General features: G+C 74.0%; 13 protein-coding genes. 6 read left to right on the forward strand and 7 right to left on the reverse strand.

Features of this window, described 5'->3' with window-relative positions:
* From JT721_RS19245 to JT721_RS19270, 6 genes are all read left to right on the forward strand, one after another.
* A partial coding sequence (locus tag JT721_RS19245; protein ID WP_205475048.1) for a PKD domain-containing protein occupies positions 1-798 on the forward strand: 798 nt, incomplete at its 5' end.
* A 205-nt stretch (positions 799-1,003) separates the two neighbouring features.
* Positions 1,004-1,504, forward strand: coding sequence for a hemerythrin domain-containing protein (locus tag JT721_RS19250; protein WP_205475049.1), 501 nt, complete (start codon positions 1,004-1,006; stop codon positions 1,502-1,504).
* Between the two features lie 48 nt (positions 1,505-1,552).
* Positions 1,553-2,272 carry an ANTAR domain-containing protein gene (locus JT721_RS19255; protein WP_205475050.1) on the forward strand — a complete coding sequence of 240 codons (720 nt, stop codon included), beginning with the start codon at positions 1,553-1,555 and terminating at the stop codon, positions 2,270-2,272.
* A 22-nt stretch (positions 2,273-2,294) separates the two neighbouring features.
* Complete coding sequence (locus JT721_RS21875; RefSeq protein WP_205475051.1) at positions 2,295-2,915, forward strand: response regulator transcription factor; 621 nt, start codon at positions 2,295-2,297, stop codon at positions 2,913-2,915.
* A 74-nt stretch (positions 2,916-2,989) separates the two neighbouring features.
* On the forward strand, positions 2,990-4,138 hold the full coding sequence (locus tag JT721_RS19265) for a zinc-dependent alcohol dehydrogenase (protein WP_205475052.1): 1,149 nt from the start codon (positions 2,990-2,992) through the stop codon (positions 4,136-4,138).
* 9 nt (positions 4,139-4,147) lie between these two features.
* Positions 4,148-4,723 carry a hypothetical protein gene (locus tag JT721_RS19270; RefSeq protein WP_205475053.1) on the forward strand — a complete coding sequence of 192 codons (576 nt, stop codon included), beginning with the start codon at positions 4,148-4,150 and terminating at the stop codon, positions 4,721-4,723.
* A 23-nt stretch (positions 4,724-4,746) separates the two neighbouring features.
* Here the strand turns inward: JT721_RS19270 and JT721_RS19275 are convergent, their stop codons facing one another.
* The 7 genes from JT721_RS19275 to JT721_RS19305 all read right to left on the reverse strand — a co-directional run bounded on the left by JT721_RS19275 (position 4,747) and on the right by JT721_RS19305 (position 12,079).
* Complete coding sequence (locus JT721_RS19275) at positions 4,747-5,400, reverse strand: hypothetical protein (RefSeq protein WP_205475054.1); 654 nt, start codon at positions 5,398-5,400, stop codon at positions 4,747-4,749.
* A 37-nt stretch (positions 5,401-5,437) separates the two neighbouring features.
* Positions 5,438-5,917 (reverse strand): DUF4383 domain-containing protein, encoded by a 480-nt coding sequence (locus JT721_RS19280; RefSeq protein ID WP_205475055.1) that lies wholly within the window; start codon positions 5,915-5,917, stop codon positions 5,438-5,440.
* Between the two features lie 707 nt (positions 5,918-6,624).
* On the reverse strand, positions 6,625-7,755 hold the full coding sequence (locus tag JT721_RS19285; protein ID WP_205475056.1) for a copper resistance CopC family protein: 1,131 nt from the start codon (positions 7,753-7,755) through the stop codon (positions 6,625-6,627).
* Positions 7,752-8,447, reverse strand: coding sequence for a YcnI family protein (locus JT721_RS19290; RefSeq protein ID WP_205475057.1), 696 nt, complete (start codon positions 8,445-8,447; stop codon positions 7,752-7,754). Before JT721_RS19290 ends, JT721_RS19285 begins: the two co-directional genes overlap by 4 nt.
* Positions 8,448-8,480: 33 nt before the next feature.
* A complete protein-coding gene (locus tag JT721_RS19295; protein WP_205475058.1) occupies positions 8,481-9,905 on the reverse strand; it encodes a PepSY domain-containing protein in 1,425 nt (474 codons plus the stop codon).
* 107 nt (positions 9,906-10,012) lie between these two features.
* Entirely contained in the window at positions 10,013-10,708 is a 696-nt protein-coding gene (locus JT721_RS19300; RefSeq protein WP_205475059.1) for a hypothetical protein, read from the reverse strand.
* Between the two features lie 588 nt (positions 10,709-11,296).
* Positions 11,297-12,079: an isocitrate lyase/phosphoenolpyruvate mutase family protein gene (locus tag JT721_RS19305; RefSeq protein WP_205475060.1), complete on the reverse strand. Its 783-nt coding sequence runs from the start codon at positions 12,077-12,079 to the stop codon at positions 11,297-11,299.
* Positions 12,080-12,111: the final 32 nt, after the last annotated feature.

Here is a 12,111-nt window from a genome sequence, read left to right on the forward strand (position 1 = left end):
CCCGACGCCGTCTCCATCGTCATCCACGACCCCGACAACCCCGCCCAACGCATCGGCTGCGTCGACCTCGCCCCCACCACCACCGACCTCACCTACACCTGGGACCTCGGCGACGGCACCACCACCAGCGGCCCCGACCCCCACCACACCTACCCCCACCCCGGCACCTACACCGCCACCCTCACCGTCACCAGCACCGACCCGGAGGTCGAGGGCACGGTGACCGACACGGTGCGGGTCGTGGTCGGGGCGGTCGACACCACGGCTCCGCAGACCACGATCGCGGCCGGCCCGACGGGCGCGGTGCACACCCGCCGCGCGACGTTCCGCGTGGCGAGCAGCGAGCCAGGCAGCCGGTTCTCCTGCCGCCTCGACCAGCGTTCCTGGGCCGCCTGCGGACCGGTGGTCGGCCTGACCGGCCTGCGCGACGGCCGGCACACCCTCCGGGTGCGGGTCACCGACGCCGCCGGCAACACCGACCCCACCCCCGCGGTGCGCACCTGGCGGGTCGACCGCACCGGCCCCCGGGTCGGCGGTGCCCGGCCCGCGGGCACCACCCGCGACCGCACGCCCACGCTGCGGGCCCGGGTCAGCGACGCCCACTCCGCCGTACGCCGACGCTCGCTGGTGCTGCGCCTCGACGGCCGCGCGGTGGCCGCCCGGGTCGACGCCCGTGGCGTCGTGCGCTGGACGCCACGCCGCGCGCTCGCACCCGGGCGCCACACCGTGCGTCTCGTCGTCCGCGACGCCCTCGGCAACCGGACGGTGCGCACCTGGCGGTTCCGGGTCCGCCGCTGACGCCGAGTCGTGGGGGCGGGCGCGGCCGGCACAACCCGCCCCCGCCCCCGGGGGGGGGGGGGGGGGCCGGGGGCCCGCGGGTCCCCCGGGGTGGCTTTTCTGCAACTCACTAACCCACGACTCGACGGCGACGGGTAGCGGTCTGGTCGCGGGTGGAGCGGGTACCGAAGCGGCCCGTCCACCCCTCCCCCGTCCAGGAGCCCTCATGTCGACCGATGCCATCGTCCTGCTGAAGAACGACCACAAGGAGATCCTCCGCGCCTTCCGCGAGTTCGAGCAGGCCGGCGAGGGTGCGCTGAAGACCAAGGGCCGGCTGGTCGACCGGATCATCGAGCTGCTGACCGTGCACACCTACCTCGAGAACGAGGTGATGTACCCCCGGGTGCGCGAGCTGCTCCCCGAGCTCGAGGACGACGTGCTGGAGTCCTACGAGGAGCACCACGTCGCCGACGTGCTGGTGATGGAGCTCGCCGCCATGAAGCCCGACGACGAGCGGTTCACCGCCAAGACCACGGTGCTGATCGAGAACGTGCGCCACCACATCGAGGAGGAGGAGCAGGAGTGGTTCCCCGAGGTCCGGGAGGGCCTCGGCCGCAAGGCGCTCCAGGAGATCGGCCAGGCGATGCTCGACCTGCGCCCGAAGGCCCCGACCCGGCCGAGCGAGCCGGGTGCGCTCAAGAAGGTCGTCGACGCGGTCGTCAGGTGACCGCACCCGGGAAGGATGAGCGGCTCCCCCGCTGGGTAAAGCCTCAGCGTGGAACCTCTCCCCGAGTCCCGTGAAGCCGCCGACGAGCTCGACCCGGTGGCCCACGACGCCCTTGTGCTCGACCGGCTGGAGGTCACGGCCGAACGGGTGCGGGAGCTCGTGCCCGACCTGGTCGGGATCAGCCTGGCCTCGGTCAAGGACGGGATCACCATCACCGTGGTCGCCACCGAGGAGGAGTGCCGCTTGCTCGACGGGGTGCAGTACGTCGCCGGGGGGCCCTGCGTGAGCGCCGCAGCCGAGGGCACCGTGCGCACCTTCGAGATCGGCGTCCCGCTCGAGGAGAGCTCGTGGCAGCTCTTCGCCCAGGCCGCCCCCGAGGCTCGGGTCGCCTCGACGCTGAGCCTGCCGATCCTCGCCGACGACGGGCGGGTGGTGGGCAGCGTGAACCTCTACGGCGCCACCTCGCGCGCCTTCGACGGTCTGCACGAGCCCGTCGCCGAGCTGTTCTCCGCGTGGGCACCCGGCGCGGTCACCAACGCCGACCTCTCGTTCAGCACCCTGGAGGAGGCCCGCGACGCCCCCCGACGGGTGCACGAGCGCAACCGCATCGAGACCGCGGTGGGCCTGCTGGCCGCCCAGCAGGGCATTGACCTCGACCGGGCGGCCCGTAGGTTGCAGACGGCGGCTGTCCATGCTCAGGTGTCCGTCTACGAGCTCGCCGAAGCGGTCATCGAGGCCGCGAGTGGCGGCATCGCCCATGACGACTGAGTCCGGGCCCAGGAGGCTCCCCGTGACACCCGTACGGATCGCCCTGTCCAACGACTACGACGTGGTGCTGCACGGGCTGGCGACCATGCTCGAGCCCTACCGCGACCGGGTCGAGGTGCTGACCGCCACGGCGAGCGTGCAGATGCCGCCCGAGGTCGACGTGATCCTCTTCGACACGTTCGGCCGGCTCCCCGATGGCGACGACAAGCTCCGGCGGATCGTCGCCGAGAACGACGCCGCCGTGGTGGTCTTCAGCTGGGACTCCTACCCCGAGCACCTCGCCCGCCGACACGGTGCCGCCGCCTACCTGCACAAGGGGATCGGCGCCGAGGACCTGGTCGACGCGGTGGTCGCGATCCACGAGGGCCGCGACGTCGTGGCGGGGACGCCGGCGGTCGACGACGGCGGCATGCCGGCCTGGCCCGGGCAGGAGCACGGCCTCACGGCTCGCGAGTCCGAGGTCCTGACGTTCGTCGCCCAGGGCCTGAGCAACGACGAGATCGCGCAGCGGTCCTACCTCAGCATCAACACCGTGAAGACCTACCTCCGGACGGCCTACCGCAAGATCGGCGCCACCCGGCGCTCGCAGGCGGTGCTGTGGGCCGTGCAGCACGGGTTCAGCCCGGAGACCCAGCAGGAGTGAGTCCCGCCGGCCCGTATCGGAGCCCGGCGGACGGATACCTCCCCTGCGACGGTCCGCGTGCAGGAGGAGGACGCATGAAGGCGATGGTCTACCGGGGTCCCTACCGGGTGCGTGTGGAGGAGAAGCCGGAGCCCCGCATCGAGCACCCCAACGACGCGGTCGTCCGCGTCGAGCTCGCCGCCATCTGCGGCTCGGACCTGCACCTCTACCACGGGATGATGCCCGACACCCGCGTCGGCAGCACGTTCGGCCACGAGTTCATCGGCGTCGTGCACGAGGTCGGCCCGTCGGTGCGCAACCTCCGGGTCGGCGACCGGGTGATGGTGCCGTTCAACGTCTTCTGCGGCTCGTGCTACTTCTGCGCCCGCGGCCTCTACTCCAACTGCCACAACGTCAACCCCAACGCCACCGCGGTCGGCGGCATCTACGGCTACTCCCACACCTGCGGTGGCTACGACGGAGGACAGGCCGAGCTGGTGCGGGTGCCGTTCGCCGACGTGGGCCCGACCAAGATCCCCGACTGGATGGACCGCGAGGACGCCGTCCTGCTCACCGACGCCCTCGCCACCGGCTACTTCGGCGCCCAGCTCGCCGAGATCGCCGAGGGCGACACGGTGGTGGTGCTCGGCGCCGGACCGGTGGGCCTCTACGCCGCCCGCTCGGCCTGGCTGATGGGGGCGGGGCGGGTGATCGTCGTCGACCACCTCGACGACCGGCTCGAGAAGGCCCGTACCTTCGCCCACGCCGAGACGATCAACTTCGCCGAGCACCGCGACGTCGTGGTCGAGCTGAAGCGCACCACCGACTTCCTCGGCGCCGACTCGGTCATCGACGCGGTCGGGGCCGAGGCCGACGGCAACCTGCTCCAGCACGTGACGGCCGCCAAGCTCAAGCTGCAGGGCGGGTCGCCGATCGCGCTGAACTGGGCGATCGACGGGGTCCGCAAGGGCGGCACCGTCTCTGTGATGGGCGCCTACGGGCCGATGTTCAGCGCGGTGAAGTTCGGCGACGCGCTCAACAAGGGACTCACGCTGCGGATGAATCAGTGCCCCGTCAAGCGGCAGTGGCCGCGGCTGTTCGAGCACGTGCGCGCGGGCCACCTCAAGCCCAGCGACATCGTGACGCACCGGATCCCGCTGGAGCATATCGGCGAGGCCTACCACCTGTTCTCGGCCAAGCTCGACGGCTGCATCAAGCCCCTGATCGTCACCGACGCCGCCTGAGGAGGCACCATGACCACGCCGTACACCGCGCCCCGGCCGCCGATGCGCGAGACCGCCGAGGAGCTGCGTGCCCGCATCCCCGGGTGGGGCGTCGACCTCGACCCCGCCGACCGGCCGTCGTACCCCCGGGAGCGCTACGCCCCCGAGGAGACGGGCGCACACTGGACGCTGCCCGAGCCCCAGGACGGCGACCCGTCCCGCGAGCGCTCGATCGAGCACAGCATGCTGCCGCCGGTCTACGGCACCTCGTGCCCGACCAAGGGGCTCTCGGGCGTCGTGCGGCGCTACAGCTACGCCCGCTTCAGCGAGGGCCGGGCCGCGCACTGGCTGCTGCTGCTGGCCGCCGACCGCATCGACGTGGCCGAGAGCGTCCTGCGCTCGTTCGCGACCACCCGGCCCGACAACCCGCTCACCCAGACCGGCCTCCGGGCCGAGCTCACCGGGCACGGTCTCTCCTCGCGGCGCGGCCGGGTCGACGCCCGGCACCACGTGGTCGACCCGGTGGTCGTGGCCGGGCCGTGGGTGCTGGCCGGCTGGGCCGGGTGGCGGGCGGCGCGCAGGCTGCGCCGCGCCCTCGGTCGCTGAGCCGGGGTCCGGGTCCGGGCCCGTCAGTCGCGCGAGGCGCGGGCTCGCGCGTACGCCGGCTCGCGCAGGCGCAGCACCCAGCCGTACTGCTCCAACCCCTCGGGCCGGTGCACCACCGGGTCGAAGCTGATCTCCTGGTCCGGCGCCGGCTCGCCCAGCGCCAGGGTGCCGACCCGCTGCCAGGCACCCGCGGCCACGGCGCAGCGCAGCTCGAGCTCGTGCTCGCCGCGAGCCACCACGCCCAGCACCAGCGGCCCAGCGCTGGAGCGGTAGGGCAGCAGCGTCGTCATCGGCCGCGCGTACGGCGTGCGGCCGACGGTGAGCACGAACCGGGTCACCGGGCCGGTGCCGGTCGAGGCGAGCAGCAGGTCGGCGGGCCGGCCGTCGGCCCGGGTGGTGCGCAGCGCCAGCCCGTGCACGTCGGGGAGCGGGGCGGGCAGTCCCACGGCGCGCGACTCGCGCGCGAGCACCGGCACCGGACCGGGCCCGTCGAGCAGCGGCACGCCGACAGGCTCGGCGAGTCCGTCGCGGTGGAGGACCGCCAGCCGCAGCCGACCGTCGGGGTGCAGCGGCTTGGGGGCAGGTCGTACCGCGGAGAGGGCACCGGTGAGCACCGCCAGCACGTCGCCGCCGAGGCCGGCGGCGACGCGCGTGACGCTGCGGGGGGTGTCGCTCACGCGGTCCCCGGGGTGGGGTCGGACCTCTGCTTGCGCGTCACATCGGGTCCTGGCTGCCGATCTCGCCACGCAGCGCCCGACGTGCGTACAGGCCGAGTCCGATCATGCCGATCGACAGCACCAGGTGCAGCCAGTTGTCGGCGTCGTTGAGCGGCACGAAGTTGGCGTTGTGGTCGTGGCCGACCGCCAGCCCGTAGATCCACAGCACGAAGTAGATGGCACCGCCGACGAGCAGGTAGGTGACGGCGGTCGACCCGCGCCGGGCGAGCGCCAGTCCGGCGAGGCCGAACAGCAGGTGCACCACGTTGTGCAGCACCGAGACCTGGAAGATACCCAGCAGCTCGGCGGTGCTCTCGTGGCCCGCGAACTTCAGGTCGTCGTAGTTGGTGGTGATGCCCGGCACGAAGCCCAGCACCCCGACCAGCAGGAAGGTCGCGCCGACGACCGTCGCGATCGTCCGGGCCAGCTTGTCGCCCCTGCTCGGCCCGACGGGGCCGACGTGTTCTCCGGTGGTCATGGTTCCTCCGCAATGAGAGTCGGTCTGATGACCGAGAGGTAACCGCGGCGGGAGGACGCAGACGTCAGACCTGACCGACCGGTCAGTGGAGCTCGGCGTGCCGCAGGTGCAGGTGGTGGGTGAGGCCGTCGGCCGGGACCCGGGCCCCGCAGCCCAGCACGCAGCGCTGGGCGAGCAACCAGGACAGGAGGTGGTCGAACATGGCGCGTCCTCTCGTGCGGATCGTGCGTCACCCGTGACGATGCCCGACGCCGCCCAGGGCATACGCGGTCATTCAGGGCCCGCGACGACACGACGGGACCGGCGGACGGAGTGGTTACTGCCCAGTCTCTGAACGACGGTCTCCGCGACCCCGGAAGCCCGACGACCCGGCGGTAGGGTTTGGCTGCGCGGCCGCGCGGGTAGCGGGCCGGTCGGCCGAGCAGCACCTCCCAGCCTGGTCGGTCGACCTCGTCTCGGACTCGCGCGGCCCGCCTCTCGGGTGCGGGCCACGCGGGTGGTCCACTGTCGCGCCGCACACCCACGGGGGTGAGGAGCCCTCTCGTCCGGACCGGCAGTCTGTGCGGGTCCGGCCTCACCGGGTGCCGCGGACACGCCGCGCTGAGCGCCGGATGCGCCGCCCCTCCCCCGACAAGGGGAGGGGCGGCGGCCACGGCAGGTTCGCCGGCGACCGGGCCGGCGGACGGGTGGCGACTCCGTGGCCCGGCTCAGCCGGGGGCGGGTGTGATGCTGAACGGCAGCCGCACCACCGGGTTGTCGAACTCGGTGGTCCGCACGCTCACCACCAGCTCCCACTCCCCTCCCCGCGGGAAGGCCACGGTCCCGGTCCACTCGCCGTCCGCGCCGGTGACCTCGACGGCGCCGAGCTCGACCTCGCCCGACACGGTCACCTGCGGCACGTCGTACGGCGTGAGCGGGGCGCCCGCGCCGTCCTCGAGGGTCAGCCGGAGCGGCTGCTCCCCCACGGTCGTGGCGCCCAGCTCGGCGACGACCCGCAGCCCCGGCGCATCGGCCGCGGCCACCGGCGACGACGGCTCCGCAGCTGCCGGCGAGTCGACCGGACCAGGCAGCGCCACCACCACCCCGGCCGCCAGGGCGGCCGCGGCCACCAGGCCGGCCAGCGCGGTGCGGCGTGGGGACGCGACGGCCAGGCCGGCGCCCAGCGCGACTCCGCCGAGCAGCAGGCCGGGCCACGAGAACAGGCCGCCGAACCACGCGCCCGCATCGGTCAGGTCGCCGAGCGGCCGGCCGGCGCCGCGCAGCTCGACCAGGGGCACCAGCACCAGCGCCGCGACACCGGTCACCCACCAGGCCGGCCGCCGCGACCCAGCACCCCGGCCGGTGACCACGCCGACGGCGAGGGCCAACAGGCCGAGCCCGCCGAGCACGCCCGCGACGAGCACCGGCACGACGAGGGTGCGCTCGGGCGGACCGGGGGTCGCGCTCGGGGTCGCGCCCGCGGCCCCCACCGCGAACGACACGGCGCCCTGGACGGTGTGCCCGTCGGCCGAGGTGATCTTCCAGGCGACGACGTAGGTGCCCTGCTGGCCGTCGCCGGACAGCCCGGCGATCACCTCGTTGTCGCTGGAGCGCGCCTCGACGTCGAGCTCGTCGCCGCCCGGAGCCAGCACCGTGACCCCGTCGCCCTCGACCTGCACCGGCTCGTTGAACCGCAGCGTGACCTCGCCCGGGAGGCTGGTCACGACGGCGCCGTCCTCCGGGTCGGACCCGAGCAGGGTCGCGTGCGCCTGGGCGGGGGCCGGGACGAGCAGGAGCAGCGCCCCGGCGAGGGCTAGCCCGAGGGCCCACCCCCGCCGCAGCGTCGCGGACCCGGTCACGTCCGGGTGCGGGTGCGGGCCAGCGCGAGGCCGCCGAGCACCAGGCCCAGCAGGCCGGCCGCCAGCCCGGCGACGCCGAGCGCGCGGCCGTCGCCGTCGCCGTCGTCCGCGCTGGTCGCGGCGGCCGGCTCGCTCTCCGCCAGCGGCTCGCCGCTGTCGGCCGCGGTCACCTCGAAGACCGGCGCCGGGGTGTCCAGCTCCTCGTCGTCGCCGTCGGCGGCGACCTGGGTCCAGGCCGTCTCGCCCTCCTCACAGGTCTGCACGGTCGGGAACGCCAGCAGGCCCTCCTCGTCGGGCAGCTTGACCGACAGCTCGAGGGCGTCGCGCTGGTGGTCGGGCAGCGGAGAGGTCGCGGTGTAGACGACCCGGGCGTCGCGCTCGGTGATCTCGTTGCCGTGGGCGTCGGTGATCGGCTCGGGGAGCTTCTCGGTGACGACCTCGACGTCGTAGAACGGGTTGCGGGTGGGCGTCACCGAGACGATCGACTCGGGCACCGAGATCGTCACCCGGGTGGTGGGCGAGCCGTCGCAGCCGTGGGGGACGCTCATCGTCAGCACGGCGTAGGCGCCGGCGGCCGTGTCGGAGGGCGTCACCGTCACATGGGCGGCGGCCGGTCCGGCGAGCCCGAGGGCCAGCACGCCGGCAGCGGGGACGAGCGCGGCGCGCGCGAGGAGGCGGGTGGAGATGGTCATGTCGAGTTCCTTGTCTGAGGTCTGGGAGGGGGTTCAGCTGGTGGCGAAGAACGCCGAGAGGGCCGGCACCCGCCGGAGCACGAGCTGGTCGAGCAGCAGCACGACCAGCAGCGAGATCCCGAACAGGGGCAGGAAGATCCCGAGCGCCGCGAGGCCGACGAGCAGCGCCGGCGTGGCCTGGAGCGGCATCCGTCCGCGCGGCGCGCCGACGGCGGTCCCTCGTGGTCGGCGACGCCACCACATCAGCGGGCCGGTGACGCACATGAACACCACGGTCAGGCACATCAGCGCCGAGCCCCAGAACGACACCAGGCCGAGGCTGCGCCCCTCGTGGAGACCGATGCCCTGGGCCACCACCTTGGCCAGCGCGGGGTAGTCGTCGAAGCCGTAGGTGGAGACCACCTGCCCGCCGAACCGGTCGACGTGCACGGTGCGCTCGTCCGACGGCGCGTCGAAGGCGAACCCGATCACCGAGAAGACACCGTCGTCGGTGCTGGGAAGTGCCACCGTCATCGGGTGCCGCAGACCCTCGCCGTCGGCGACCTCGATGGCGGTGTCGACGTTGGCGACCGCGCCCTCGTGGCCCTCGCCGTCCGACTGCGGCACGGGGGTCTGCTGCTGCGCCCAGGGCACGTCGGAGGAGTGGCTGTGGGGCAGCGACTCGTCGAGCGTCGAGAGCGGGTCGGAGATCGCACCGTGGTCGAGGCTCCACATCGAGGTGCCGCGGGCGGTCGCGACCTCCTGCACCTTCGCGCCCCACAGGCCGGTCCACGGCAGCCCGGAGACCAGGAGGAAGAGCAGGCCCAGCCCCACGACGGAGCCGACGACGCCGTGCCGCGAGCGCAGCGCCGCCCCCGGCCGTCCCGAGCGCTTGAGGCGGCGCCGGGCGCGGAACCCGCGGACGAACAGGTAATAGCCGGTCAGCGCCATCACGATCGCCCAGCACACCGCGAGCTCGATGACCCGGTCACCGACGGTGCCGGACATCGCGTCGGCGTGCAGGCGCACCGCCGTACCGCTGAGCGTGGAGTCGGGATCCATCGAGCCCAGGACCTCGGGGACGTAGGGGTCGACGAACACGTCCCGCCCCTCCCCCTCGGCGGTGGTCACCGAGAACACCGTGGGCCGGTCGTCGGCGCGGGGCTCGGTCATCGAGACCACCGTGGCATCGGGGTAGGCGACGTCGACGGCGGCCAGCTGGGCCGAGTACGGCTGGACGACGGCCTGGCCGCCGGGTGGGTCGACGGTCATCAGGTCGGGGTGGAGCAGGGGTTCGAGCTGGAAGCGGAACAGGTAGATCAGGCCGGTCACGGAGAGCAGCAGCAGCACCGGGATCACGAGGAAGCTCGCGAAGAAGTGCCACCGCCACACCGCGCGGAACCAGCCGCCGCCCGACCTCGGTCGTGGTGGTCGGGTCGCCGGGGCGGTCGGCCCCGGCCTGGTGGGTGCAGTCGTCATGAGAGTTCTTCCCTGCGGCGCCCGCGCGGGCGGGCGCGACGGAGCCCCGGACGCGGCGCGCCGGGGCACGGACGGGCAGCCGACCCGCGGCCCGTCGGGGCAGGGGGTCAGGCCGGCAGCAGGGCGGGTGGCCCGCGTCGGGTGACCGAGCGGGCGAGCAGCGTCGTGAGCGCCGGACGGCGGTCGTGGCGCACGGCCGCGGTGGCCGGCCGCCAGGGGGCGGTCGCGACCGGCGCGGCGAGCAGGGTGGCGGTGCGGACGACGAGGGCCGCCAGCAGGGCGACCACCGTCCAGAGGCTGCGCTCCCCCACGGCGAGCCAGAGCCCGAGCAGGGCGGCCGCGGCGAGGTGGGCGGCCATCATCGGGGTGTGCGCCGAGAGGTCGGCCACGAGGTGCCCGACGGGCAGCTTCGGTTGGAGCGCGCCGTGCCCGGAGCCGGACTCGTAGGCGCCCTGCAGCGACCCGACCCGGCGCCCGTCGACCTTCGGCAACCACAGCCGGGGGGCGTCGCGGGCCACCGAGGGCCGCGCCGGGTCACCCACGTGCCCGGCGCTCACGGTCAGCACCAGGTGCACCAGCGCCTGCCCGACCACCATCGCGAGCACCAGCCGCAGCGCGGAGGCCGGCCGCGCCAGCAGCGCGGCGCACGGCAGCAGCGTGAACGCCGCGAGCAGCACCAGCACCGTCGTGCCGGGCAGCAGCCCGTCGGCCGTCACGTGCCCGGCGACCCCGAGGAAGACCAGCAGCGTGGCGAGGAGGACGGCGCGCGCCAGCAGCAGCGCGGGGTCCATCCTCGCCTCCATGGCTGGCGATTGTGCCACGCCGCCCCGCGCTGGTTGAGGTGCGAGCGAAGCGAGCCTCGAAACCCGCGCACCCGAACGCCCTCCGGTGGGGACGGGAGGGCGCTCGGCCCACCGGGTCTCGAGGCTCAGGCCTAGCGGCCTTCGCACCTCGACCAGCGCCACCCACCGGTGGTTGAGGAAGTCGCGCTAGCGACTGTCTCGAAACCCCCGCCGGCCGAACGCCCATCAGTGGGGATGGGAGGGCCTTCGTCTCACCGGGTCTCGACGACGCTCGCTGGCGTACCGCTGCTCGACCAGCGGTACGCCCGTCAACGGCGGCGTGGCGCCGCTGACTACCTGGGGAACCGCAGGGCAGCGTCCGGCGACACGGCAACGAGTGCCGAACGACGTCCGGCGCGCAGCAGCCGCAGTGCCCCACCACGCGCGGCGCCCCGCACCCCACCCATCAACAGCCACCCGCCCCGCCGGATCGCACAAGCCGCAGTCAGCCCCCGCCCAGCCCCGTCCGCGGAGTCGCCCGGTACAGGGAGGACTCTCGGCTCACCGGGTCTCGACGACGCTCGCTGGCGCTCGCTGCTCGACCAGCGGTCAGTTGAGGATCCGCATGGTCGAGGGGACGCCGCCACCCCGGTGGACGTCCTCGACGAGCTCCTGAAGGGCGGTGAGGGCGACGTTCTGACTCATCGGGCCGTAGGAGACCCGGGCGACGCCGTGCTCCTGCTGCCAGGCCAGGCTCGGGGTGCCGGGGATGCCGATGGTGGTGAGGCGCTGGGGGCCGAAGGCGTCGACGAGGGCCAGCACCTCCTCCTCGGTGAGGATCGCCGGCACGAAGACCGTGGGCGCGCCCGCCTCGAGGTACGCCGTCCCGCGCTCGATCGCGTCGGCGAGCACCTCGCCGCGGTCGCGCTCCTTGCCCAGGACGAAGGCGTCGGTGCGGGCGTTGAGGCAGAAGTCGACGCCCTCCTCCTCGGCGACCTTCATGATCGCCTCGACCTGCGCGACCGCCTCGGGCAACGGCTTCATCTGGTCCTCGATGTTGGCGCCGACCACGCCCAGGCCGATGGCCCGGCGGATGGTGCCCGGCGCGTCGCCGTAGCCGCCCTCGAGGTCGGCGGTCACGGGGAGGTCGACGGCGGCGGCGATCCGCCCTACCTGCTCGAGCATCAGGTCGACCGGGATCTGCTCGCCGTCCTCGTAGCCGAACGACGCCGCGATCGAGTGGCTGGCGGTCGCCAGCGCCGTGGTGCCGTCGACCGCGGCGACCGCGGTCGCGCTTACGACGTCCCAGACGTTGACGACGGTCAGCAGCTGGGGGTCGCGGTGGAGGCCGAGCAGGGTCGAAGCCTTCTCACGGGTGCTGTCGGTAGCCATGGTCAGACCCTAGTGGGCGGGTCGATAGCGTG

The organism is Nocardioides sp. SYSU D00038, from assembly GCF_016924665.1.
In the GTDB taxonomy this organism is placed as follows: Bacteria; Actinomycetota; Actinomycetes; order Propionibacteriales; family Nocardioidaceae; genus Nocardioides.

Bases quoted from the DNA above. Each gene is read 5' to 3' on its own strand.
- JT721_RS19250 (WP_205475049.1), top strand. From the start codon at position 1,004: ATGTCGACCGATGCCATCGTCCTGCTGAAGAACGACCACAAGGAGATC.
- JT721_RS19265 (WP_205475052.1), top strand. From the start codon at position 2,990: ATGAAGGCGATGGTCTACCGGGGTCCCTACCGGGTGCGTGTGGAGGAG.
- JT721_RS19270 (WP_205475053.1), top strand. From the start codon at position 4,148: ATGACCACGCCGTACACCGCGCCCCGGCCGCCGATGCGCGAGACCGCC.
- JT721_RS19280 (WP_205475055.1), bottom strand. From the start codon at position 5,917: ATGACCACCGGAGAACACGTCGGCCCCGTCGGGCCGAGCAGGGGCGAC.
- JT721_RS19290 (WP_205475057.1), bottom strand. From the start codon at position 8,447: ATGACCATCTCCACCCGCCTCCTCGCGCGCGCCGCGCTCGTCCCCGCT.
- JT721_RS19295 (WP_205475058.1), bottom strand. From the start codon at position 9,905: ATGACGACTGCACCCACCAGGCCGGGGCCGACCGCCCCGGCGACCCGA.
- JT721_RS19300 (WP_205475059.1), bottom strand. From the start codon at position 10,708: ATGGAGGCGAGGATGGACCCCGCGCTGCTGCTGGCGCGCGCCGTCCTC.
- JT721_RS19305 (WP_205475060.1), bottom strand. From the start codon at position 12,079: ATGGCTACCGACAGCACCCGTGAGAAGGCTTCGACCCTGCTCGGCCTC.